The following is a 23,739-nucleotide window of genomic DNA, read 5'->3' as shown; positions in this document are numbered from 1 at the left end:
AACTGATGAAAAACTACCTCAAATACCTCTTCCCACCGATTTTGGCGTTGACCCGTTCTTTGGCGTAAACAAAAAAACGGAAAACCTTGCAAAATCAGGCTTTCCGTGTTCTAGCGTGATAAAAAACTGGCGGAGAGAGTGGGATTCGAACCCACGGTGGGTTGCCCCACGGCGGTTTTCAAGACCGCTGCATTAAACCGCTCTGCCATCTCTCCGTGCAACAAGCGCGGACGTAAGCTACCGTGAAGAAGGCTGTTCTGTAAAGTCCTATTCACGTCTTGCTGTCCAGTTCGTTAAAGGACGGCAAAACGGGTTGACGGCATGGATTTTTCTTCACCGGAGAAGACGTTAACCTCTACATGCCAGAGATCTGCCGTGTCACGCTACCGTCAACCTTTCCGGATGGCGGCAGTGACCGTGATGCTGTGGGGGACTGTTCTTCCGGTTGGATGGCCGGAGGCGTTGCAACCGTTTTTCATGAAAGCAGGGGGAGGGGCGCTCTAGTCCGGCGGCTCCTGCCTATTCCTGCGGCATCAGGAATTCCGCCGGCAAGCGGCGTATCACCTCGCGGGCGCATTCCCTGGGGGTGGATTCAGACGTGTCTATGGTGAGGTCATGCGGAAAATACCGGTGGATGCTTCCGTACTGGCGTTCCGCATGGGCCGGATTGGGGGTCCGGTCGGTCCGGCTGCATTCGCGTTCCAGCAGGATGTCCCGGCGGCACTCCACCCGGACGAGGGCGCAGGGGATGCCGTCCAGGCGGTCCAGGAGGTCCTGAATCCAGCGGCAGGATTCGCCGATGACATGGTCCACGATGACCAGGGCGCCTTTCCGGGCCGCCTCGGCAATGGCGGCGTGGAAGGATTCGATGAAGGGCAGGCCGGATTCCCTGACGGCGTCCAGGGCGGTTTCATGCCTTCCCATGCTCATGGCCAGGTAGTCGTCCATGGAAAGGATCATGGCTTCTTCTTTCATCAGAAGCCGCAAGGTCCGGGCCAGCGTGCTCTTTCCCGCGCTGGAGGCTCCGTTGAGCAGGATGACGCGCCCGCTCCGGGGCAGGGGCTCTTCTGGTGACTCCGAAGAAACCGGCCTCCGGTACAGGTGGACGCCGCCGCCTTTACTTTTCCCATCCGCCGGGACCTCCCTCATGGCTTGATGGCCTTCCGGACGGCTCGCGGAAGCTTCCGTATCACCGCCTCCCGGTCGGCAGGTTCCGGCCCCTTCCGGCAGGGAGGGGACTTCTTGCCGGGAGAAGCAGGCTGGTTTCCGGAGGATGTCGGATGCGGCGGTCATGAAACGTTAACGAGCATCATGAATAAAAAGTTCCGTCAGGGCAATCATAAGAATGGTTCCGGACAGACGGAATTGTTGCTGCGGTTCATGCTTTTTGGCGAACATCGGGGAAAGATATTCTTACGACGTGGCTGCAATAATATTGGCGTCGTCCGTCATAAACGTGTGGGGCATGCTGCGCCTCTTCCCGCCGATAACGGGGATGCCTTTTTCCTGTCGGAAGCTTTCCAAGGATGCATTTGCTGCTTGCAGCGGGCGGGGGCGGCATGAGAGATTCCGGCATGGCCTCTTCCCCGGATGTAGTAGAATATATTTGTTTCCAACTCCGGCACGCCGGGGATATTTCCTTCAAAAAAATGTTTGGGGAATACGGCCTGTACTGTGACCGGAAATTCTTCGGCCTGGTATGTGACAACCAGTTGTTTGTCAAGATAACGGAGCCGGGTTTGAAGATGCTTCCGCAGCAGGAGCAGGGCAGCCCCTATCCCGGCGCCAGGCCGCATTTCCTGGTGACGGAGCTGGACAATGAACAGGCCCTTTCCTCCCTTGTCCGGGAGACATGCTCCGTTCTGGCGGCTCCGGATGTTTTGGCGGGAAAGGGGAAAAGAACTTCCATGAAAAGAAACAGGCGTTCGTAGACGCCTGCTGGTGCGGGACAGGATGGCCGTTTGACGGAGGAGTTTATTTTTCGGGATCTTCCGGTACGGCCAGGGAGGAAAGGGTCTTTTTCAGATTGGCGGCAACGGTCTGCGTGGCTTCGTTGCCGGATTCCGTGAATTTGTCCACGGCCTGCGTTAGGGATTTGAGGTCGGATTCCGCGATCTTGCGGCCTTTCGCCTTGCGCTGCTCCAGCGTGGAAATTTTCTTGTTGAGGTCGGCCAGTTTTGGCAGGTCCTTGTTGGCTTTCAGAGTCGCCAGGGGTTCGTCGAATTCCTTGACGGAAGGGACCGCCGTCTTGAGGCGCGTGATGGCCGTCACCGCTTCCAGCGGGTTGGATTGAATCTGGGACTGCACCATGTCCTTGGCGTCTCCCAGCCATTCGTCAAAAGCGGCGCAGACGGCCTGGGCCTCCTCATCGTCCGTTTTCTTCCGCAGGGGCGTGATCTTGGATTCAATGTTGGAGCCGTTGGAGACGACGGCTTTCGCCAGGGACTTGTACTTGTCCAGCTCCACTCCGTCCAGGATGGGGAAGCCCCGTTCCGCCTTCATCACTTCCTTCTTCACCAGGTCGTAAAGTTCCGGCGGGTATCCCTTGGCGACCACTTTACCGTTGGCACCGATCAGCACCGCATGCGGCAGGCCGCCCGGGCAGGAGGCCGCCGGAATGTCCAGCCCCTGGTAGACGGGGAAGGTAATCTTCTTTTCTTCCAGAAACTGCTTGACCCTGGGGTTCAGCCCCTGGCGGTGGCTGCCTACCACGGTGAAGCCTTTGGACTGGAATTTGTCCTGAAGCTCCTGCAGGTGCGGCATGCTGGCGATGCAGGGGGGACAGTTGATGCCCCAGTATTCAAAGAACACCACTTTACCTTTCAGGTCGGCAGCCTTGATTTTCGGTCCGTGGATGTAGCTGCTGTCGTCAAAGGAAGGGTAGGTGACCTTGGCGCCCTTGCCATGGTCCGCCGCCTGGATAAAAGCCGGGGCCGTGACGGCGGCGATGGTTCCGGCCAGCATGAGGGCAGTAAAGGTTTTCATAATAAAAATAATGCAGGATGCCGCGTTGAGTGTCAAGAAGAAAGCCTTCCTCTCACGCCGTCTCCACAAAGGTCTCAAATTCACCCCGGCAGGACTTCGGAGCGGTACAGGCCACGCTGCCTTGTCCGGGAAAATCCGGCGATCCGGTTCCGGCGGGAAAGCGTTTCAGGCAATATCCAGCCCCATGATGTAATCCGTCATGTAATAGCCGTGGCCGATGTGGAAATCCCCGCGTTCCAGTTCCCTCATTCCCATGTGCTGGTAGAATTCCACCGCCCTGGTATTGTACCGGTTGACATTGAGGCGCATCAAGCACGGTTCCGGATGAATGCTTTTGATATAGCTGATTGCCTGGCGGAACAGGTAGCTGCCGATGTGCAGCCCCTGGAAGCCGGGAAGAACATAGATTTTCTGCAAATGGAAGACGCTCGGGCCTTCCGGCTGGACGGACAGGTAGCCGCAGTCCTCCCCCTCATGGGAGGCGATGAAGTACACATGCCCCTCTTCCATCTGCTTGTCCAGATTGGCGGGGGAATACATCCAGTCCATCATGAAATCCATCTGCTCCCGGGAAAGCAGGTCCCGGTAAGTGGCCGGAAAAGCCTGCCGGGCCAATTCATGAATGAGCATGATGTCGTCTTTGGTGGCTTGGCGTAGTGTTGGCATGGCGCGGATATTACACGGAAAAGCCCCGGATGAAAAGGGGCTCTTCCCCGTTCCCTGCGGAATTTTCCGTCCATGGTCCATTTTCCCCTCCCCATTCCGGCAGGGGAACCGTATGGTGAATGCCGCAGGCTTTTTTGACGGAAACCGGGGGGAATCCTGTCTGTATTGTGAACCTTGCATGCGCTCCAGATCATGAAAGAACCCATTCCCATACAACAATGGCTCCCTCCGGGGCCGCTGAGGGACATGGGGGAAAAGTATGTGAGCCAGCTTCCCAACGTGGCTCAGCATCCCATCGGCCCGGAATCCCTCATGCATCAGTCCGACCATTCCTGGTCGGAGTATCTGGTGGCTTACTCCCTGCTGTATCCGTGGGTGGTGATTATTCTGGCCCTGCTGGGCGGTCTGGCGCTGTGGGCTTTCTTCATCTTCTGCCGCCGCCGGGAATATGACCACCGCATTTTCTGCCCCAAGTGCGGCACCATGATGTACCCGTGCGGCCTGCACTGCCCGAAGTGCGGCACGCCCAATCCGGCCCCCCGTGCCCTGAACTGGGTAGGGTATTCCAGGCTGCGCACCGTGGTTCCTGAATCCGGATGGAAGAGGCATGAAGAAGTCCTCCGCAGCTACAGGCGGTGTTTTTACTGCGGACAGCCTCTTCATGAACCTACCTTGAACCAGCGCTGCCCCGCCTGCGGCAAGGCGGTTCTGCAGGGGGAGCAATCCGTGGAGCAGTATGATGAGTACATCGCGCAGCGCCGGGGGTGGACCTTTGCGGCCGTGGTGCTGCTGGGGATCATTCCCATCCTGGGGCCCCTGCTGGCTTCCTCCCTGTATAAAAGGACGCTGGTCAACCCATATTCCCTGTACATGACCGTGTTCAGGGAAAGCTTCCTGATGGTGGTGCTCTTCCTGTGCCGCCATCTGTTCCGGCTGCTGCCCTTCATCGGGATCATCGGGATGCCCGTCCTTTGCGTGACGGAGTACCATCTGTACCGGCGCATGTTCCTCTGGAAGACGGAGAATTATGACTTTGGGGAAAAGGAGGGGAAAGACTTCCTTCCCGGTGAAGGCCGGGAGAATGATGGGATACGGAGTTGACTTGGAATCCGGGCGACGTACCTTTCCCGCATGCAGATGCGTTACGTTCTGTTTCCGTTCATGGCCGCTTTATGCCTGACGCCGGCTGCCTGTTCAGTCACTTATGGCAATAAATCCGTGGCGTCCCCGGCGGTATACGGTGCGCTGACGCCCGGAAAGTCGGTCAAGACTGACGTTTACGACGCCCTGGGGCAGCCCTCCGACGTGGTGACCATGGAAAAGGGCGTACTGTGGACTTACCGCTACCGCAAGGCTAAAAACAACCTCCTGGGCAATGTTCCCCTCTTTGGCGTCAACCTGATCGCCGGAGGTAAAAACGGAGACGTTTATACGGTGCTGGCCCTGTTTGACCGGAAGGGCGTTCTGGCCTCCCGCTCATCGGAACAGAAGAAGCTGTACACGTCCAACCTGGCTTCCCTGAAACGCACCCTGGACGGCATGATTGAGGACGATTCGTCACACCAGCGCGTGGAAGCGGAGATGAAAAAAATAGGCCGTCCCTTTGATCCGGACGCCGCCAAGGAGGCAATGCTTCTGGAAAAGTCTCTTGATTAAAGAGTTGGGTGTTTCTTAATTCTTATTGTATCAGGTATGACAAGGAATCATTTTTTTTCTATTGGACTAAACTTACTGCATACAGTAAGCAGGCGGCGTTCCCCGAGGGGACCGGCAGGGGTTCTTCCTGAATGCCTCCGCTTCCGGGGGGAACAAACCGTAAAGAAAATAGAATGAAAATGAAAAGAAAACTGGCATTGATTCTGGCGAAGGCTTTCTCCGGAAAGTCCGTGCCGGAAAAGAAACGGGAAAAAGAGGCCAGGGCCTCAAAGAAATTGGAAGACTGGCTGAAGTCTTCCAGAATGCGGTCCTTCTAGAAAGGTCCCGCTGACGGAAAAGGCGGATTCCGACGCTGGCCGTTCCATCCGCCGGGAGGACGGGGATGCTATCTCCGTCCTATTGTTTTTACCAGAAAAGTGTGATAGCTAGATAGGCATTTCCTTCGTTGGATAGATAATGATTGCTTCTGAAGAAGAAAAAACCGTATTTTTCTTAATGCAGCAGATAAACAAAAAAACTGTTTAGCTTGACTCTTATCTACTATCGTTTACATTCAATTCATCTTTTCTTTGTTATGATTTCTCGTTTCCACGTCAAAAACTTTCGCTCTATCGTAGACATGAATGTGTCTTTCACTTACGACGAGGGAAGTGCGCCCAAGGGTTATAGAAACATGGATACATGGCCTTTTTTAACCGATAAAACTGGCCGCTATATTCCATGTTTAGCGATCTATGGAGCCAATGCTTCGGGAAAAACTAATATTATACGAGCTCTATCTACTTTAAATAAAATTATTAAAAATAATACAATTTATAAGGAATATCAACCAAATAAATTGCATCCGGAGCTTCATGAAACCATTTTCGATATTGAATATTCTTATAAGAATAATTTATATCATTATATATTGAAATATAATGAGAAGACTATATTGAGTGAAGCTCTCTACGTTGACGAAATGCTCTTGTACAATATCACAAGAAAGGGGAGACGAGATTTCTCTTCACTTGAGCAGGAAGAATATTCAGTTGAAAGACTTAATAAAATATATATTGTTGAGTGTTGCATCGAAAGTGGGAAAATTCAGCACACAACTTATTTGGGGCGTATGGCATCAACCTACTCAGGTCTGAATGAACATATTACGCGCGCTTTCCAATATTGGAAACAAGTAATAAACATTTGTGCACACAATGAAATTCCTCCTGGCTTAGGGTTCTTTCTCTTGGATAAGGCTGCAAGAAAGATTAATAAACAAGACTTATTAGAACAATTTATTGATAGACTTAGAAATCTTGATTTAGATATAAATAAGATTAATTATAAACGTATTACAGAAGAATGGAGAGAGAGTAAATTTCCTTCGCATCACGAAGATTCTCCTTGTGGGATCTCAATGGAGGGGAATAAGATACACTTTGATATTGTCCATACATGGCACACTGATATTTCTGGAAAGGAAGTGAGATTCAATCTCGAGGAAGAATCTGCAGGGACTCAATTACTTTTTGGAATTTTGGCTCTTATCATGGTCGCTCTTCAAATGGGACAAACATTGATCATTGATGAAATTGATCGTTCTATACATCCACTTATTCTTAAAGAGCTCATTCGTTTTTTTAAGGGTAAAGAATATAATAGAACAAATGCTCAGATTATATTTACCACACATAGTACAGATTTGATTGATGACGATCTTTTGCGTGTTTCTGAAATAGCTGTCATTAATAAAACTCTGGAAAAAGGTACAACTGTAGTTCGATTGTCTCAGTTCAATGATATTCGCAATGTTACAAATTTTCGCAAAAGATATTTGGAAGGAGCTTTTCGTGGAATTCCCTATCCCTATATTTGACCGTGATCTGTTATGGAAATCACTAAGACAATATATGTTATCTGTGAAGGAAAGTCTGAAGAAGTCTACTTGAAGACTCTTAATAGATATCTTAATCAAAAAGAATATCCATTCACTTTTCTTTGTGTGAGTTGTAAACAGAAAGATGGACATTTTGTACATCTTAAAAAAAGGTGGAAGAAGTACCGAAAAAATAATAATAAAACATTCAGATATTGGAGGAGAGAATCGAATATTTTCTTTTTAGTAGATTGGGATCTCTTTGAGCGCAATGAAAAAAATTGTTATACATTGTACTCCCAAGAAAAAGAGAATTTACCTCCTTTCTTTTTCAATTATCAAAACTTTGAAGATTTTTTATCTCTTCATTTTCCAACTTCAAAGGCTGCAGAATGGTGTTGTATTTGTAACACTCACCAGCACTTTCGAGATCCCATGCATAGTGTAAAGTATGTTCCTCTGTTTCAACAGCTCTTTCCTGGATATGAAAAAGGGACTCTTCCTGCTGAATTTAATATGACGAGCGGTTTGGAAAATCTTAAAATAAACCATAAAAATCTTCGATTGCTTCAGGGCGCATTAAATCGAAAGTGTAATTATGAAAATGATTTCGTAGATTATCTCCTTATGTTACTGTATAAATCTGAATCTACTAATTGCGCACAGTAACATTTTGAACAGCAATTGTTTATTTTTTATTTTGTTATATTTTTTTTAATTTTGGGAAATGTTAAAAATATTGTGATATTTAAAAATAAGGAAAAAATAAGGAAAAATGAATATCTGGGTGTTGTTTAGTGACAGTTACTCCTTGACTACGGCGGTGGAATGTCCGTTCATCTGAGCAGACATGACCATACCCGGAATTCTTGAAGAAAAGTTGTCTGCCGCGTTGAAGGCGGTGTTGGGGGAGGAGCTTCCCGCTGATTTTAGCACCGCTGTGACGCCGTCCGCGGATTTGCGGTTCGGGGACTACCAGAGCAACGCCGCCATGGTGCTTGCCAAGCGGTGCCGCACGAATCCCCGCGCGCTCGCCCAGCAGGTGGTTGACCGGATGGGGCAGGACGACGTCTGCTCCCTGGAGATTGCCGGTCCCGGGTTCATCAATTTCCGGATCAGGCCGGAATTTTACGCCGCGCGCCTGCTGGCCATGCTGGCGGACGACAGGCTGGAGGTGGAGCAGGTGCAGGACCCCAAAACGATCGTGATTGATTTTTCCGCGCCCAACGTCGCCAAACCGATGCATGTGGGCCACATCCGTTCCACCATCATCGGGGACGCCCTTTCCCGCGTGGCCCGTTTCGTGGGGCACAAGGTGATTACGGACAACCACATCGGGGACTGGGGCACCCAGTTCGGCATGATCCTGTGGGGCTGGAAGAACATTCTGGATGAAGAGGCCCTGGCCGCCAATCCCATTGACGAGCTGCTGCGGGTGTACAAGGACGTGAACCTGATGTGCAAGGAGAAGCCGGAGCTGCTGGATACCTGCAAGGCGGAGCTGGTGAAGCTCCAGGCCGGGGACGAGGAAAACCTGGCGATCTGGAAGCGCTGCGTGGAGGTGTCCAAGTCCGGCCTTTCCAAAATCTACGACCAGCTTGACATCCACTTTGACTACTGGCTGGGGGAAAGCTTTTACAATGACGCCCTGGCTCCGCTGGTGGACGGCATGGTCGCCGCCGGAATGGCCCGGGAGAGCGACGGAGCCATCTGCGTGTTTTCCGACGGCTCCGTGCCGCCCAATGAAGACCCCTTCCTGGTGCAGGAGAAGGGGGAATGGCGCGCCAACCCCTGCATCATCCGGAAGGCGGACGGTGGCTTCCTGTACGCCACGACGGATCTCGCGACGCTGGACCACCGCATCAAGACCTGGGGGGCGGATTCCATCTGGTACGTGGTGGGAGCCCCGCAGGCCCTGCATTTCCGGCAGATTTTTTCCACGCAGCGCCGCCGCGGCATGGACGGGGATTACCGCCACATCGCCTTCGGTTCCATCCTGGGGGAAGACCGCAAGCCGTTTAAGACGCGCTCCGGGGACACCGTTTCCCTTCAGGATGTGCTGGATGAGGCCATTGAACGCGCCGCCCGCGTGGTGGAGGAAAAGAGCCCGGACATGCCGGAGGAGGAAAAGAAGCGCGTAGCGCAGGTCGTGGGCATCGGCGCCGTGAAGTTTGCGGAGCTTTCCCAGAACCGCATGACGGACTACGTGTTTAACTGGGACAAGATGCTGGCCCTCCAGGGGGACACGGCTCCGTACCTCCAGAACTCCTATGTGCGCGTCCGTTCCATTTTCCGCAAACTGGACGGCAGCCCGCTGGACTGGTCCGCCCCCATCCGGCTTTCAGAAGATGCGGAAATCCACCTGGCGCGGCTCCTGGCCCGTTACGGGGAGGTGGTGCCGCAGGTGCTGGACGACTGCCGCCCGAACGTACTGGCCGCCTACCTGTTTGACCTGGCCCGCGCCTTCCATTCCTTCTATGAAGCCTGTCCGGTTCTGAAATCGGAAGGGGCGGTGCGGCATTCCCGCCTGGCCCTGTGCGAGCTGACAGCCCGCACCCTGAAGCACGGGCTGGGCCTGCTGGGCATCCAGCTGCCGGATAGAATGTAACCGTTTCCGCCCATGAACACCTCCTTCCGTTATGTTCTCCTGTCCGCCGCCATGGCGGGATGCTGTTCCGCCGCTCCGGGCGGCGGCCATGAGCACTGGATGAGCAGTCCGGCCCTGAACGGCTGGCGGGAGGCGGTCTTCCGCGCCGGCGTTCCGGCTCAGCCTGCCGTACTGCCGCCCGGCGTGGAAATGATGATGGTGGGTTCTTCTTCCCCCGCCGTGCAAAGACTGGTGCTGGAGGGAATGACGCATCTGCTCTCCTTCGGGGACATGCGGGCCTTCGTGAAATTTGACGCCGCCCTCAGGCTGGACCCGGACTGCCTGATGGCCCACTGGGGACGGTGCATGAGCCTGATGGGCGCGGGCCCGGCTTTCCAGTCCCAGCGCGTCCAGTCCATGAAGCGCATGAAAGAGCTGGCGCTGCGTCCTGACTGCCCGGAGCAGGAGCGCGCCTATGCGGACGCCCTGGCCGTGCTGCTGATGGATGGCCCCGTGAAGGCGCAGGAAGCGTGGAAAACCATCTGCTCCACCTGGAAGCGCGACCCTTACGCCCCCTTGTTTTACGCGATGCTCCTGCGGGACGGCTTTGACGGGCAGGGCAAGCCCGGTGAAGGGCAGCAGGAGGCTGTCCGCGTGGTGGATGCCGTCCTGAAGGAACGCCCCGGCTCCCAGGCGGCCCTGTTCATGCGCGCCCTGCTGGAAGAAGTAGCCCCGGTCATTTCCCCGGAAACGGTGGAAACCGCCCGCAAGGCCGTGGCCGCCAATCCCCTTTCCGCGTCCGCCCATCACCTGCTGGGCCACTTCCTGTTCCGCACGGGAGACTATGAAGGGGCGTCCGCCGCCTTCCAGGCCTCAGAGAACCTGTGCCTGGCCTGGGAAAAAGCGGAGAACGTGCCCCCTGCGCTGGATGACGCCTGGTTCCGCTCCATCGTTTACCGTGCTGTTTCAGAATTTTGCGCCGGCCGTTACAAGGAGGCGGACGCCATTGCCGCCCGTGCCGCTGCCATTCCTTTAAACAAGGAACATCCGCTGGCTCCCGGCACGCTCCTCCAGCTCTGGGAGGCCAGAACGCTGCCCGTGCGCCTGATGCTGGCCAGGCCGGACCTTCCCGGGCAGACGCATCTGCTCAAGGCTTCTCCCGGCCCGCTGCCCAAGGGCTTCCCGGATTTGAGCAACGGCATGATGGCGGTGGTCACCCAGTACATGGGCGCCCGTTATGCCGCCAGGCAGGGCAGGCCGGATGCGGTGGCGTCCGGCTTTGACAAATTGTCCGGCATCCTGCGGCTGTTCATGGACGGAGCGGAAATCGCCCGGCGGCAGATGAGCGTCTCCTACTGGGCGCGCTGTCTTCAGATGGGCAGCCTGTATTCCTCGGAAATCCGCTCCCTGATGTTTCCGGACTCCGCTAATGTCTGGATGTCGGAAGCCATCCGGAGCCAGCGGTTTCCGTCCCTGCTGCTTCCTCCCGTGGTGCCGTACCCCGCGGAATGGAAACTGGCGCAGGCCTACCTGCAGGGCGGCAAATACCGGGAATGCCTGGACATGTGCGAGCAGGCGCTGAAACGCTTTCCCAACCACGCCGGGGTACTGGAAACCAGGAAGCAGGCCCGCGCCGCCGTCAAATAATTCATCCTGCCCATATGATGATCCCGTTGACGGCCTTTGAAGAAATGGACCGGGGAGATCATTCCGGCAGGCCAGGGGAGAGGTTGAATAAACGCTTCAGGGAGCGTCAATGAAATGGATATCTACGAAAGATTAAAAAACGGAGAGCCGATTAACACCCGGGAGTCCAGGGAATTCAAGGAAATCCTATGGCCGGAAACGGTGAGAAGCCGTACGCTCTGCCAGAAAATTAATTCGCTTCCGCCGTTTGACGGGGAAGTGCGGACATTGATGGACGAATTGTTCGAAGGCAGGTTTCCCGAATCTTCCAACATCTCTCCTCCCCTGCAGATTGACCGCGGGCATTGCGTGACGGTAGGTGAACGGGTTTTTATCAATGAAGGCCTTGATGTGATGGCGGCAGGCAGCGTGACGATAGAAGATGACGTGCTGATTGGACCGCAGGTTTCCATACTGACCTCCAATCATGACTTCAACAACTTGTTCATCTTGAAAAATAAGCCTGTCGTGATAAAAAAAGGGGCGTGGATCTGTTCAAAGGCGGTTCTATGTCCCGGCGTGACGGTAGGTGAAGGGGCGGTGGTGGGCGCCGGTTCCGTAGTAACGAAAGACGTGGAGCCGCACACCGTTGTGGGCGGAAATCCTGCCAGGTTCATCAAGAATATTTAACAAGCCAAACCGCTCCATTTCATTCTTCCAAGCATGGTCAATTTCATCTTTTCACGATCGTTGCAGGCCGTATCAGAGTCTTGTGGATTCTGATGTTCCGCATACGGTTATTGCTCATTTTCAATAATAAACACATCAATCAACATGAATCATCCCTATCTGGACCCCTCCTTCCTGGTTTCCTGGTCACGGCTTACGCCGGACTCCATCAAGCCGGACATTATGGAAGCCATCTCCCGTGCCAAAGCGAACATCCAGGCCATTTGCGACCAGCCGCTGGACTCCCTGACGTATGAAAGCACCTTCGGCGCGCTGGAAAAAGCCTCCGAGGACCTGCACCTGGGCTGGGGCCGCATCATGCATCTGGACTCCGTGAATGACGAACCGGCCCAGCGGGAGGCCATCGGTGAAATGCTGCCGGAGGTAGTGGCCTTCTCCTCCTCCGTGCCGCTGAATCCGTGCCTGTGGACGGTCCTGAAAGCCGCCGCGGCTTGTGACTGGGTGAAGGATCTTTCCCCCGTCAGGCAGCGTTTCATACAGGAAACGCTGGCGGACTTCCGCGAAAGCGGTGCGGACCTGCCGGACGACGTAAAGCCGGAATATGCGGAAATTGAAGCGCAGCTTTCCCTGAAAACGAAAAAATTTGCGGAAAACGTGCTGGACTCCACGAATGCGTGGGAACTCATCGTGGAAGATGAAGCGGAGCTCTCCTGCCTGCCGGACTCCGCGAAGGAAGCCGCGCGCCTGGACGCCCTGGCCAGCGGCCACGGCACGGAAGAATCCCCCTGCTGGCGCTTCACGCAGAAATTCACCTCCCTCCAGCCCGTCATGCAGTTTGCGGATTCGGACGACCTGCGCCGGAAGATGTGGGAAGGCTCCTGCTCGATCGGGAAGGACGGGGAATACGACAACGAAGCCCTCATCGCGGAAATCCTGGAACTGCGGGATAAAAAGGCCCATCTGCTGGGATATGGCTGCTTTGCGGACTACGCCACCTCCCGCCGCATGGCGGGGAGCGGAGCCAACGCCCTGAACTTCATCAACGACCTGCATGACAAGGTGAAGCCCTCCTTCCTGGAAGACATGGAAGCCGTGCGGCGGTACAAGGAGGAAAAGACCGGAAAACCCGTGGAAAAACTCTCCCCGTGGGAAACCGGCTACTGGTCTGAAAAACGCCGCCGTGAACTGTACGCCTTTGATGAGGAGGACCTGCGCCCGTACTACTCCGTGGAAAAGGTGATGGACGGCCTGTTCTCCATTTACTCCGGCTTGTACGGCATTACGGTGACGCCGCGCCCCACTGTGGCCTTCAAGCCCGGGGAATCCGGGGAAGTGCCGGAAGGCGCGGTGGAAGTATGGCATCCGGACGTCCTGTTCTATGAACTGCATGATGCGGAAAGCGGGGAGCATCTGGGCTCCTTTTATGCGGACTGGCATCCGCGGGACTCCAAGCGCGCCGGGGCATGGATGAACTATCTGAGCGTGGGGGAACCGCCGCACGGCGGGAAGCCCCGCGTGCCTCACCTGGGCCTCATGGTGGGGAACATGACCAAGCCCGTGGGGGACAAGCCCGCGCTGCTGTCCCACCGGGAGGTGGAAACCATCTTCCACGAATTCGGCCACCTGCTGCACCAGCTCCTTTCCGATGTGGAAGTAAAATCCCTGGCAGGAACGAACGTGGCCTGGGACTTTGTGGAACTGCCCTCCCAGATCAATGAAAACTGGTGCTGGGAGCGGGAATCCGTGGACCTCTTCGCCGCCCATTATGAAACGGGTGCAACAATCCCGGACGAACTGTTCTCCAAAATGCGCGCCGCGCGCAACTACATGAGCGGCACGGACTTCATGCGCCAGCTCTGCTTCGGCAAGCTGGACCTGGAGCTTCACGTGAACTGGCCGGAATACAAGGGCGCGCCGCTGGAAGAAACGGATGAGCGCATTCTGGCGGACTACCGGGTTCCGATGACGGACCGCGGCCCCTCCGTGGCGCGCCGCCTGACGCACATCTTTGCGGACCCCACGGGCTATGCCTCCGGCTACTACTCCTACAAATGGGCGGAAGTGCTGGAAGCGGACGCGTTCAGCCGCTTCCTGAAGGAAGGAGTGCTGAACCCGCAGACCGGCCGGGACTTCCGCCGCTGCATCCTCAGCAAGGGCAACAGCAAGCCTGCCGCGGAACTGTACCGCGACTTCATGGGGCGTGATCCGGACGCGGAAGCCCTGCTCGTCAAATCCGGAGTTCTCTAAACCATCATCCTGCACAACGCCATGTCTGCACAAAAAAGACTCTCTCTCGCCGGCATCGGGTGCGGTTCCCGCACGCGCACCTACATGAAGCTGGCCATGGAACAAAAGGACCGCTACCGCATCGCCGCCGCGGCGGACCCCGTGAAGGAACGCACGGAAGCCGTGCGGGACTTTGCTCCGGAGGAGGAGCGGAACTCCATCCGCCTGTTCAAGGACGCCGCCTCCCTGCTGGCGGAACCGCGCCTGGCGGACGTAGCCATCATCGGCACGCAGGACGACTACCACTACGCCCCGTGCAGGAAGGCCATGGAACTGGGCTACCATGTCCTGCTGGAAAAACCCATCGCCAAGACGCTGAAAGAGGCGCTGGAACTGCGTGACATGGCGCGCCTGCTGAAGCGCCGCGTGGCCGTGTGCCACGTGCTGCGCTACACCCAGTTCTACCGCACCCTGAAAAAGATCATTGACAGCGGGGAAATAGGGGACGTCATCACCTTCAACGCCAATGAAGGCGTGGGGGCGTGGCACTTTGCCCACTCCTTCGTGCGCGGGCACTGGGGCAACAGCAAGACCTCCACCCCCATGATCGTCGCCAAGTGCTGCCATGACATGGACATTCTCTACTGGCTCATGGGGCGGCGCAAATGCCTCTCCGTCGCCAGCTTCGGGGAGCTCACCTTCTTCACGAAAAAGACGCTCTCCTCCCCCCGTCCGGAACGCTGCACGGACTGGACCACCCCGGTGGGGGAAGACCCTTGGGATGCCCGCAAATACGCCACGGACGACGAATGCAAGCGCTGGCTGGGCATGGTGTACGACCGCGCCCAGGAAGCTACCGCGGAGGAAATCTATGAATGGCTTAAAACCTCCCCATGGGGCAGGGACTACCTTCAGTGCGACAACGACCAGCCGGACCACCAGGTCTCCATCATGCGCTTTGAAGGCGGCCTGACCGGCACCTTCACGATGACGGCCTTTGAACAGGGGCGCCATATTGAGGTGTACGGCACCAGGGGAAAAATCCGCGCCGGCGTCTTCTACAAGGAAAACGGCCCCGGTGAAATCACCGTAACGCCGCACTTTGGCGGAAAAACCCGCGTGGTGGAGCTGGAAGAACTGCCCGGCGGCTACCAGGGCCATGGCGGCGGGGACTGGGGCCTTGTGGAAGCGCTTTACGATGACATGCTGACGGTGCCCTCTCCCGCAGACATGACTACCTCCATTGAAGAATCCGCCCACTCCCATGTCATGGCCTTTGCCACGGAACACGCCCGGCTGACCGGCCAGGTGGTGGATGTGGCCGAATTCGAGCGCCGGGTCATGAGGGGGGAACTGGCGTATTAACGCAGTTGTTGAACAGCTGAATTTCCGGAACACGGCCGGGACCCTGTTCTTTTTTGTTGGGTCCCCCGGCCGTGGAACCCCGGAAGTTGTTTAAAGGGTTCATTAAAAAAAGATTAGTTTTTTACAATTTTTGTAAATTTCATCATGGGATATTTGCATAAGGTTGCAAATTCTGATCGTTTGTCATCTGAATAATGGAAATATAAATTATTCAGAAATAAACAGTTATAAAAATCGCGGATTAGGAATCCGAAGTCAAAGGAAAAATCTGTGGAAAAGTTGGTTAGGAGTAATAGGGAATATAAGGGTGAGAGGGATAAGAGGGGGTGTAAAATTTCCATATAACACTTATCTGCCTTATATTCAATATTATACGCATCTTTTACAGAGGCGTTGTTTTATCGCGGATTCCTAATCCGGTATACCGTAGTTTGAGTCAATTAAAAACCATGAAGAAATCACTCATTCTACTGTTGTTAGCCGCCTCTGTCTCTGCAGTTTCGGCAGCTTCTCTGAAAGTTAATTTGGGATCTGCCTCCTCTGGGGATGATTGGATTGGCGTAGCAACCACCAAAAGCGCTCCCGCAGGCGGGAAGGCCACCTCTTACACATCCATTACTTCTTTGAGCAAAGATGGGGGAGCCGTTTCTTCCTCTCTGGTTCTGGGGGATTTGGATGGCAGTGACGTCACGTTCAGCATGTCTTACAAAAGCACTGCCTCCCAAAGTGCGGGGTATCTGGACGGCACAAACAGCTCGTCTCCGCTGAATCCCGTATTTTCAGAAAGCATGGCGCAGTCTTCTATCACTGACAGATGCAATGGAGTCAAGGGACAGTCCGTCGGTCTGCAATTCACGCTGGGCGGCTTGGCTGCCAATACCACCTATTATTTATACGTCTTGGGAAACAGCGGCTTATCGACCAATAAAACCAGCATGACTCTCTCAGGCGGCGTTACCGACATCACCGGAAACCTGATGGATGGATATGAAGGAGCTGGGTCCGTGACCGGTTCAACATTCCAGGGAGGGACGATTGGTTCAGGAGTGGGGATGGAATGGGCGTTCACGACGAATGATTCAGGCCAGGTGACGCTGACTTATGAACGCGCCTCCGCCGGTACAGATGATGTTGTAAGTGCAGATATCGCATTGAACGGGTTTATTTTGGCAACTGCGCCCATTCCTGAACCGGCTGCAGCCTCTCTGGGACTGATGGGGCTTGCTTGCCTGATGATGCGGCGGCGCAGGATACAGGGATAACCCCATTGCATTTTTTGACCAGGCTGCCGGCAGGAATGGTTGGAAAACATGAAAAATTCCTTCCTTCTGTCCGGCAGCTTTTTAGTTTGCAGCATCTATCTATCTGTTAGATTATTTGATAACTTTATGCCTGTACAAGAGAAATATCTTTTTCGTGTCCTTGGCTTCATGGCTGTTTTCTTTCTGGGGAATCTCGTGCAGGCACAGGGATCAGTGGAATCTTTCGGCGTGGATTTCGGGAATTCCTCGTCTACGGCCCAGCCGGGTTGGACGAATATGGGAGTGGTGACCACTACTCCGTCCACCTCTCTGAAAAGCGTGCCCCTGCGGAGGAATAATCTGGAAGCCTCTTCCTCCCCCGTGCTGGCCGGAACGCTGTTCGGACGTTCCGTTTATCTGGCGGTCACGGCCAAGTCGGAAGCGAGCGTGGGAGACATGTGCTATGACAACACCTCCTCCACTTGGCGGGAAAAAGGGGAAACCCGGGGAACGCAGTCCGGCGGTGTGCTGCAGGCGGAAAGTGTGTTCGGCTTTCCAAATCATGGAGAAGCCTTGAATACGAGTTTGCTTCTGTTTACCAACGGAGTGCCGAAAAGGGCGGGAACGGTGCGCGTTTCCCTTTCCGGGCTGGCTCCGGGCAAGGAATATGCGGTTTCTTTTTTCCTGGGGAATGGAAAGCCGGCATATCAGTCCGTTTCCCTGGTGTCCGGAAACCACGTGGATGTGAAGGCCCTCCAGACCTCCACCGGTTCACGGACGGACGGCAAGTGGAAGGGCGGCGTCAACAGTACGGACGCCGATACTTATATGGCCCTGGAATGGTCCGCGGAAGCGGATGCCGCCGGGACGCTCGTTTTTGACGTGGTCAAGGAAGGTAACGAATCCGGCACTGGAGTCTTGAATTTGAATGCGCTGACCGTCCGTACGGATGATACTCCCGCTCCTCCGGCGCCGGAGCCGCGGCCCGTCAGTGTGGTGCATAACAGGGCGCTGACTGCTCTTTCTTCTCCGGTGGCGCTTCCCATTCCTGCGGATGCCTGGACCGGAACCGGGGAAATGACCTGCGAACTCTGGATCAGGCCGGAAGAGGACGCTTCTTCCGGCGCCATTCTTTCCCTGGGGGCAGCCACGCTTTCCCTGAACGGAGGCCGCTTGCACCTGGATTCCGGGAATACGGAAACTCCGGCCTCGGTGGAGGCCTCCGGCCAGCCTTTTGCCGCCGGAACCTGGCATCATGTGGCCGTCTCCCTGGGTGCTGAAAACGTCAGCCTGTATGTGGACGGAACGCTGGCGGGAACCGCTCCCGCCGCTCCCTACCTGGCTTCCATGAAAAGTAGCTGGGCAGGCCTGGTCCTGGCGGCGCAGTTCAAGGGTGCCCGGGATGAACTAAGGTTCTGGAATGCGGAATTGGGGGGTGATCCGGATGACTTTTTCCTGACGGGGCCGTTGTCCATGGCGCACCCCAAATATGACCGCCTGGTGGGCCTCTGGCGGCTGGACGGGGACTTCCGGGATGCCAAGTGGACGGAATTTGCTGACAAGACAGGCAGCTCTTTTGTCCGCCCCTATCAGGCGGTAACACCTTCCGGAACGGAATTCTCCATTGTTACGGACAATGACACCTTCCGTTACATGCTCATGACGGCTTATGTGCGGGATAGCCACTTGCGTTTCCGCTGGCTTTCGCGTTCGCATATCATCAATAACAATGACCTTATCTACATCGGCTGTGCGGGCCTTACGGCGGACGGTACTGTAACCCACTGGAGACCGGACAACGATGTGAAGGAGAAAAACGGAGTCACGTTCCTTTCCCGGGACGGGGAGAGATCCTGCGTCTACCGCTTTGCCGGCCCCAATGCTTTCATGCATGTGGGGGGAAACCTGCTGGCCGGAAACCCTACCTTCACGATTGAAGCCAATATGCTCCTTTCCGGAGAAGAGGAAAACTTCACTCTTTTTGGCAACGACAATGTTGCTCTGACGGTGAGATGGGCAGGGGACCATTACCGGGCTCGCATCCAGGTGGGAACTTCCGTGGCCTGGGAGGCCGACCTGCCTGATATTCCCCTCCATGAATATTTCTGGATTGCCTTTGTTCGCGATGCCAATAGTGATACGGGTACTTTTTATCTGAACAACGCTGCCGTAGCCACCGGCAAAGCCTCTGTCGGAGAGGATCTGGACGGGCTGTCAGCCAATGCGGTCATCGGGAGCAACCTGATCGGCAGCATTGACGAGATGCGTATCTGGGTGGAGGCCCGCGCCGCAAAAAAACTGGGGAAGCCAGTCCAGCATGCCTGGGTAGACCGCCAGATTGTTGCCTGGTGGGGGGACAATGAAGCGGAAGAAGGTCATGATTCCGCCTCATGGGTGGCTGACCTGCGTTATCTGCGTGCACTCACGGCAGGGGTGGACGGAATGCATATCCGTATTTGCTTTTCAGGAGGCGCAGACTGGAAAACCATGCTCAAAAGTGCGGCGGCTAGGGAGAAGTTCGCCACCCAGATTGGGGAAATGCTGACCGAATACAGTGACTTGCTGGATGGCGTGGATCTGGACTTTGAATGGCTTTACCAGGGGGATGCCTTGTGGCAGCAGTACGGAATGCTGGCTCAAACCATCCGGGAGAAAATCGGCCCCGATCCCATCTTCACTATTACGTTGCACACCGTATCCTACTGGTTCCCCAAGGACAAGATTCAGTTTGTGGACTTTTTCCCATTTCAGAATTATGGTCCGAACACCAGCGCTTCCCTCTATAGCACCATGGTCTCCGCATGCAAGACCTTCAGGTCCTGGGGCTACCCGGATTCCAAAATCCAGCTGAGCGGTCCTTTTTACGGTGTGACAGGCGTATCCGGTGCCACAGACGCTCTGCTGTACCGGGATCTGAAGGGGGAAGAAGAACTCAATAATCCTGCGCTGGACCAGCTTACCCTGAACAGCAACAATAAAAAATACTATTACAACGGTGTAGACACTACCCGGAGAAAAAACAAGTACATCAGCGATCAAAAGTTGGCTGGTTTCATGTACTGGGATCTGGGAGGAGACATCTCCGACTCCCGGAATGAAAGCAACTACTTTGACCAGCGTTCGCTGCTGCGCGCCGCCAACCGTTACGTGTCTTCCACGTCGTTTCCCGTGACAGCTTCGCCTTTCAGCCTGTCCCTGGTGGGGGCTTCCGTTCCTGCCGCTGGAGGGGCAGTGGCTGTGGAAGTGCAGATGGAGAATGAAACCCTGGGCTGGGTGGTGGCGGAATGTCCGGACTGGATTTCCGTTTCCGCGGCTTCCGGCATTGGCCGTGCGACGGTCATGCTGACAGCGGCAGAGAACAAATCCGCCAGCGGAAGGTCCGGAACGGTGGTGTTCCGGGCTTCCGACAAGCAGGAATGCGCCGTCATCATCACGCAGGCCGGGGCCGACCTGGCCGGATATGACAAGTGGGTGCAGGATACCTTCCCGCCGGATGCCGCTCCGGGCCAGACGGCTGCGGACGCCGCCCCCGCCGGGGATGGCGTGACCAACCTGATGAAATACGCCACGGGCCTGGATCCGCTCAAACCTTGCGGAAGCGTTACCAGAGTGACGGCGGAAGAGGGCAGTGACGGTAACATGCATCTGGTGCTGCGCTGGCCTGTGAATCCGCAGGCGTCTGACGTGAAGCATGAGGTGGAGGTTTCTTCGGATCTGGTCAACTGGACTTCCCTGGGGGAAGTGGAGACCGCCGGAAAGACGGCGGCTGAATTCCGGGATACGGAATCCATGAGCGACAGTGGAATGACGCGCCGTTTTCTGCGTCTGAAAGTGACCCGGGAATAGTTTTTGCCGGTTTGGTCGTCATGGGGGCGCTGTCTTTGCGCCCCCTGTTTTGCATGGGGCAGCAAACCCTCCCGGAAGGGTATGGCCCCTGCAGCACTTCTAAACTCCTTTACCCCATTCCGGGGTATCCACCGGGCAATGGAGGAGGTTATTTGCCGCCCTTCTTTTTAATTTTTTCCTTCACCCGTTCCACATTGGCGCGGGCGTCTTCATTCCCCAGGTCCGCCGCCTGTTCGTACCATTTCTGGGCTTCCGGCAGGTCTTTGGCCACGCCTGTGCCGCGTTCATACATGGAACCCAGGTTGTTCATGGCCTTGGCGTCATCCTGTTCCGCTCCCTTGATGTAAAACTGGTAGGCCAGGGCCGTATCCTGCGGGGTGCCCAGGCCTTCCTCATGCAGGTAGCCCAGCAGGAAATACATGCCCGGAACGGGTTGCGTCTGGGTCTGTTCCAGCCTGGTCAGGATTCCCAGCGCCGCCTTGGGGTCCGGCTCCATGTCCTCCCCCTTGATGAGCAGGCGCGCTTTTTCCACCAGGGCTTCCGGATCATTGGTCTCCGCTGCCTTCAGCACGTAGTCCCTGTGCAGTTCCTTGTTCGGCTGAACGCCGATGCCCTGTTCGTAATAGCGGGCCAGCCTTTTGAGGCCGCGCACGTCCTCCTTTTTCACCAGGGCGGTGGCTGCCGTCATGGCGGAGGCCAGAAGCTGCTGCCGTTCCGCAGGGTCCTTCACGTTACCGGCCACGGTTTCATAATAGTTGGCCAGCTCGTCCAGAGCGGTCAGGCTGCCCAGTTCCACGGCCTGTTCCCAGAACTTGACGGCTTCCGGATTGATGGTTTCCGGGGCCGGGGCCTTGCGTTCCCTGCCGGATGGAGTCATCCAGGGGGGGACGGCGCCGGCATCCGTCACGGTATCTTCCGCGTTATCCTTCTGGCCCGGCTTCTTCAGCCACGGGGGGGAATTGCCATCTTCTCCGTTCGTGCCCAGCTTTACCGGCTGGTAGGCGGAATTGGCGTTGTCCTGCGCCGCCCTCTCCTCCATGTTCTGGGGATAGGCCGCCTGGTTGGCCAGGAAAAGCAGGGAGGGAATGTGCCCGCGTGCCGCCAGGCCATGTATCATGGCGCTGTAGGGTTGAAGGTTTTCATTATTGGAGCTCCACATGTCCGCCGCATCCACGTGGCCTTTCAGGGCTCCCCGGAACATCCAGGAATCCCCTTCCGCCATGCGTTTTTCCAGGCCGAATTCGTAAATGAGGGCGCGGCCGAGCACGTACATGCCGCAGGGATCTCCCTGTCCGGCGGAAAGCCGGGCCCAGGCCAGGGCTTCCGGATAGCCGGATTCCTCGCTCCTGTAACTGAACAGCATCAGGTAGGCCAGGTCCGCCTGGCTGCGGGCGTCTCCTTCCTGCGCTTTTTTGCGGAGGGTAGCGGTCAGGTCTTCCCACTGTTCCGGCGTAACGTATTCGGAAATCGCTTTCAGCGTGATGAAGTCCCCTGATGCGGCTTTTGTCAGGCAAGCACTCAACAGGGTTTTGGCAGGTTCTGCGGTCGGCCTGTCCATCAAATCCGGGTTTTCCATCTGGGCCAGGCGCAGTTTGGCCAGGGGGTGGCCTTCTTCCGCCGCCTTCCTGTACCACGTGCGCATGTTTTCCAGCGCTTCATGGGCCTTCCCTACGGAATCCATGGTGTTGGCAAGTTCCTCTTTCCACAGCTCGCCCAGCTGGACGCTGGAATCCGCGTCCCCCAGCTGGGAGGCCAGTTCCAGCTCCTTGTGCGTTTTGGCGTAAGGGGGGAGCTGGTTGAGTTTTTTCTGGGGGAGGGAAAGCGGCTCCTTCAGGAAGGGCATGCCCCGTTCGTCATGCAGGGCCAGCAAATCCTGCGCCGCCTTCCGCAGCTCCTGTTCCTGAGGCGGCTTCCGATCCGCAATCAACTGGGCGTACCAGGCATAGGCATTGTTGCTGCCCAGCTTCCGGGCCCGGTCAAACAGGGGCTGGACGGCGGCACCGTCCACAGCGGTCCGTTTTTCCTTCATGTACCCGGAGAGGGTTTCCAGAATGGTTTCCAGATCGCCTCTGGATACCAGTTCTTTACGAAGTTTTTCGGATTGTTCCTTGTCGGTCGCCTTCCTCATGTCCGCCAGCAGCCGCATGGCCGTTGCGTGGCCTATCTGTGAGAGTCCGGAAAGAGGTGCAAGGGCCATCTTCCGCCATTCCAGGCCGCTTGGATCATTGCTGGAAGGGCCGCCGCCCAGGGCAAGGGCCAGTTCCCCGATCCGCGCTTTCATAACAGGCGGATAGTATTTCCGGGGCTTCCTCAGAGATTCTAGCACCTTGGCGGGATCCTCCTTCAACCAGTCCACACGGATGAAAGCGAGCTGGGCCAGTGCGTCCGGGTCGCCGGAGGCGGCTTTCTTTTCCAGTGGCGCCAGATAGCGCCTCAACTCCGCCTCAGGCAGGTCCGTGACTGTGTACAGCGCCGTAATGGCGTCCATATCCCCTTTCTCGGCCAGCTTGCGGCAGGCGTCCAGCCATTCCGCATGCTCCGGCTGCATGGGCTGTGTTTTGAAAATTCCGAAAATCCCGTAGGGGTCCGTCATCATGAGCCTGGGGGCCGGATGGCCGGATTTGGCGGCCGCTTCCCGGAAAAAATGCTGCATGTGTTCCAGGCAGGCCAGCGGCAGGTCTCCGCGGTTCAGGTAATAAAGCCCCATCCAGTACTCCCCGGCCAGCATGTTGGCGCGGAAGTCGCCCGTGGCGGCCTTGTCAAGCAGTTCTCCGTATGTCCAGCCGCCGTCCATGGGCAGGCGGGAAAGGTCCCGGACCGGGGCATTCTCCACCTGTCCGGGCGGATCTGCCGCCGCCTGGGACGGAACGTCCTGGGCGTAAGCCGAAACGGAAAAAATAAAGGGAATAAGCAAAAGACGGGCTCGCATGGGTCAGTTCTTTTCTAACAGGAAAAACCTCTGTCCTACAAGCGTTTTTCACGTGACTGAATGT

Annotated in this window: 17 protein-coding genes and 1 tRNA gene; 13 read left to right on the top strand and 5 right to left on the bottom strand. The window is 56.1% G+C overall.

All coding sequences use genetic code 11. The annotated features are described in order from the left end of the window. Positions 1 to 127: 127 nt before the first annotated feature. Positions 128 to 215 (bottom strand) — tRNA-Ser (locus LIO64_RS01855). A 304-nt stretch (positions 216 to 519) separates the two neighbouring features. After that, positions 520 to 1,293: an AAA family ATPase gene (locus tag LIO64_RS01850; RefSeq protein WP_290547751.1), complete on the bottom strand. Its 774-nt coding sequence runs from the start codon at positions 1,291 to 1,293 to the stop codon at positions 520 to 522. Positions 1,294 to 1,311: 18 nt separating this feature from the next. Between LIO64_RS01850 and LIO64_RS01845 the strand changes: the two genes are divergently transcribed. Both LIO64_RS01845 and LIO64_RS01840 read left to right on the top strand, forming a co-directional pair. Continuing rightward, entirely contained in the window at positions 1,312 to 1,563 is a 252-nt protein-coding gene (locus LIO64_RS01845; RefSeq protein ID WP_290547750.1) for a hypothetical protein, read from the top strand. Beyond that, entirely contained in the window at positions 1,560 to 1,931 is a 372-nt protein-coding gene (locus tag LIO64_RS01840) for a TfoX/Sxy family protein (protein WP_290547749.1), read from the top strand. Before LIO64_RS01845 ends, LIO64_RS01840 begins: the two co-directional genes overlap by 4 nt. Positions 1,932 to 1,974: 43 nt before the next feature. On the opposite strand, the gene LIO64_RS01835 is transcribed toward LIO64_RS01840, so the two are convergent. After that, positions 1,975 to 2,985: a TlpA disulfide reductase family protein gene (locus tag LIO64_RS01835; RefSeq protein ID WP_290547748.1), complete on the bottom strand. Its 1,011-nt coding sequence runs from the start codon at positions 2,983 to 2,985 to the stop codon at positions 1,975 to 1,977. Positions 2,986 to 3,150: 165 nt separating this feature from the next. Continuing rightward, complete coding sequence (locus tag LIO64_RS01830; RefSeq protein WP_290547747.1) at positions 3,151 to 3,651, bottom strand: GNAT family N-acetyltransferase; 501 nt, start codon at positions 3,649 to 3,651, stop codon at positions 3,151 to 3,153. Positions 3,652 to 3,843: 192 nt separating this feature from the next. Between LIO64_RS01830 and LIO64_RS01825 the strand changes: the two genes are divergently transcribed. The 11 genes from LIO64_RS01825 (at position 3,844) to LIO64_RS01775 (ending at position 20,746) form a co-directional block, all read left to right on the top strand. After that, a complete protein-coding gene (locus LIO64_RS01825) occupies positions 3,844 to 4,752 on the top strand; it encodes a hypothetical protein (protein WP_290547746.1) in 909 nt (302 codons plus the stop codon). Between the two features lie 30 nt (positions 4,753 to 4,782). Continuing rightward, positions 4,783 to 5,307 (top strand): hypothetical protein, encoded by a 525-nt coding sequence (locus LIO64_RS01820; RefSeq protein ID WP_290547745.1) that lies wholly within the window; start codon positions 4,783 to 4,785, stop codon positions 5,305 to 5,307. Between the two features lie 673 nt (positions 5,308 to 5,980). Next, on the top strand, positions 5,981 to 7,165 hold the full coding sequence (locus tag LIO64_RS01815) for an ATP-binding protein (RefSeq protein WP_345779559.1): 1,185 nt from the start codon (positions 5,981 to 5,983) through the stop codon (positions 7,163 to 7,165). Positions 7,166 to 7,177: 12 nt separating this feature from the next. Then, positions 7,178 to 7,834 carry a hypothetical protein gene (locus LIO64_RS01810; RefSeq protein WP_290547743.1) on the top strand — a complete coding sequence of 219 codons (657 nt, stop codon included), beginning with the start codon at positions 7,178 to 7,180 and terminating at the stop codon, positions 7,832 to 7,834. A 181-nt stretch (positions 7,835 to 8,015) separates the two neighbouring features. Next, positions 8,016 to 9,773 (top strand): arginine--tRNA ligase, encoded by a 1,758-nt coding sequence (gene argS, locus LIO64_RS01805; protein ID WP_290547742.1) that lies wholly within the window; start codon positions 8,016 to 8,018, stop codon positions 9,771 to 9,773. Positions 9,774 to 9,785: 12 nt separating this feature from the next. After that, positions 9,786 to 11,399: a hypothetical protein gene (locus LIO64_RS01800; protein ID WP_290547741.1), complete on the top strand. Its 1,614-nt coding sequence runs from the start codon at positions 9,786 to 9,788 to the stop codon at positions 11,397 to 11,399. 114 nt (positions 11,400 to 11,513) lie between these two features. Beyond that, positions 11,514 to 12,068, top strand: a complete 555-nt coding sequence (locus tag LIO64_RS01795; RefSeq protein WP_290547740.1) for a DapH/DapD/GlmU-related protein — start codon at positions 11,514 to 11,516, stop codon at positions 12,066 to 12,068. 144 nt (positions 12,069 to 12,212) lie between these two features. Beyond that, a complete protein-coding gene (locus LIO64_RS01790) occupies positions 12,213 to 14,315 on the top strand; it encodes a M3 family metallopeptidase (protein WP_290547739.1) in 2,103 nt (700 codons plus the stop codon). 21 nt (positions 14,316 to 14,336) lie between these two features. After that, the gene (locus tag LIO64_RS01785; protein ID WP_290547738.1) at positions 14,337 to 15,659 is read left to right on the top strand and encodes a Gfo/Idh/MocA family oxidoreductase; all 1,323 of its coding nucleotides are present in this window, start codon (positions 14,337 to 14,339) and stop codon (positions 15,657 to 15,659) included. Between the two features lie 449 nt (positions 15,660 to 16,108). Beyond that, positions 16,109 to 16,921, top strand: a complete 813-nt coding sequence (locus tag LIO64_RS01780; protein ID WP_290547737.1) for a hypothetical protein — start codon at positions 16,109 to 16,111, stop codon at positions 16,919 to 16,921. 168 nt (positions 16,922 to 17,089) lie between these two features. Beyond that, positions 17,090 to 20,746: a LamG-like jellyroll fold domain-containing protein gene (locus LIO64_RS01775; protein ID WP_290547736.1), complete on the top strand. Its 3,657-nt coding sequence runs from the start codon at positions 17,090 to 17,092 to the stop codon at positions 20,744 to 20,746. 148 nt (positions 20,747 to 20,894) lie between these two features. On the opposite strand, the gene LIO64_RS01770 is transcribed toward LIO64_RS01775, so the two are convergent. Continuing rightward, positions 20,895 to 23,675 (bottom strand): hypothetical protein, encoded by a 2,781-nt coding sequence (locus LIO64_RS01770; protein WP_290547735.1) that lies wholly within the window; start codon positions 23,673 to 23,675, stop codon positions 20,895 to 20,897. Between the last annotated feature and the right edge of the window lie 64 nt (positions 23,676 to 23,739).

The organism is Akkermansia sp. (assembly GCF_020860705.1).
In the GTDB taxonomy this organism is placed as follows: Bacteria; Verrucomicrobiota; Verrucomicrobiia; order Verrucomicrobiales; family Akkermansiaceae; genus Akkermansia.
The sequence above is the reverse complement of the archived record's forward strand: the minus strand, read 5'-3'. Positions and strand labels throughout refer to the sequence as shown.

Bases quoted from the DNA above. Each gene is read 5' to 3' on its own strand.
- LIO64_RS01815 (WP_345779559.1), top strand. From the start codon at position 5,981: ATGGATACATGGCCTTTTTTAACCGATAAAACTGGCCGCTATATTCCA.
- LIO64_RS01770 (WP_290547735.1), bottom strand. From the start codon at position 23,675: ATGCGAGCCCGTCTTTTGCTTATTCCCTTTATTTTTTCCGTTTCGGCT.
- LIO64_RS01820 (WP_290547745.1), top strand. From the start codon at position 4,783: ATGCAGATGCGTTACGTTCTGTTTCCGTTCATGGCCGCTTTATGCCTG.
- LIO64_RS01830 (WP_290547747.1), bottom strand. From the start codon at position 3,651: ATGCCAACACTACGCCAAGCCACCAAAGACGACATCATGCTCATTCAT.
- LIO64_RS01790 (WP_290547739.1), top strand. From the start codon at position 12,213: ATGAATCATCCCTATCTGGACCCCTCCTTCCTGGTTTCCTGGTCACGG.
- LIO64_RS01840 (WP_290547749.1), top strand. From the start codon at position 1,560: ATGAGAGATTCCGGCATGGCCTCTTCCCCGGATGTAGTAGAATATATT.
- LIO64_RS01775 (WP_290547736.1), top strand. From the start codon at position 17,090: ATGGCTGTTTTCTTTCTGGGGAATCTCGTGCAGGCACAGGGATCAGTG.
- LIO64_RS01835 (WP_290547748.1), bottom strand. From the start codon at position 2,985: ATGAAAACCTTTACTGCCCTCATGCTGGCCGGAACCATCGCCGCCGTC.
- LIO64_RS01785 (WP_290547738.1), top strand. From the start codon at position 14,337: ATGTCTGCACAAAAAAGACTCTCTCTCGCCGGCATCGGGTGCGGTTCC.
- LIO64_RS01850 (WP_290547751.1), bottom strand. From the start codon at position 1,293: ATGACCGCCGCATCCGACATCCTCCGGAAACCAGCCTGCTTCTCCCGG.
- LIO64_RS01795 (WP_290547740.1), top strand. From the start codon at position 11,514: ATGGATATCTACGAAAGATTAAAAAACGGAGAGCCGATTAACACCCGG.
- LIO64_RS01825 (WP_290547746.1), top strand. From the start codon at position 3,844: ATGAAAGAACCCATTCCCATACAACAATGGCTCCCTCCGGGGCCGCTG.
- LIO64_RS01845 (WP_290547750.1), top strand. From the start codon at position 1,312: ATGAATAAAAAGTTCCGTCAGGGCAATCATAAGAATGGTTCCGGACAG.
- LIO64_RS01800 (WP_290547741.1), top strand. From the start codon at position 9,786: ATGAACACCTCCTTCCGTTATGTTCTCCTGTCCGCCGCCATGGCGGGA.
- argS (WP_290547742.1), top strand. From the start codon at position 8,016: ATGACCATACCCGGAATTCTTGAAGAAAAGTTGTCTGCCGCGTTGAAG.
- LIO64_RS01810 (WP_290547743.1), top strand. From the start codon at position 7,178: ATGGAAATCACTAAGACAATATATGTTATCTGTGAAGGAAAGTCTGAA.
- LIO64_RS01780 (WP_290547737.1), top strand. From the start codon at position 16,109: ATGAAGAAATCACTCATTCTACTGTTGTTAGCCGCCTCTGTCTCTGCA.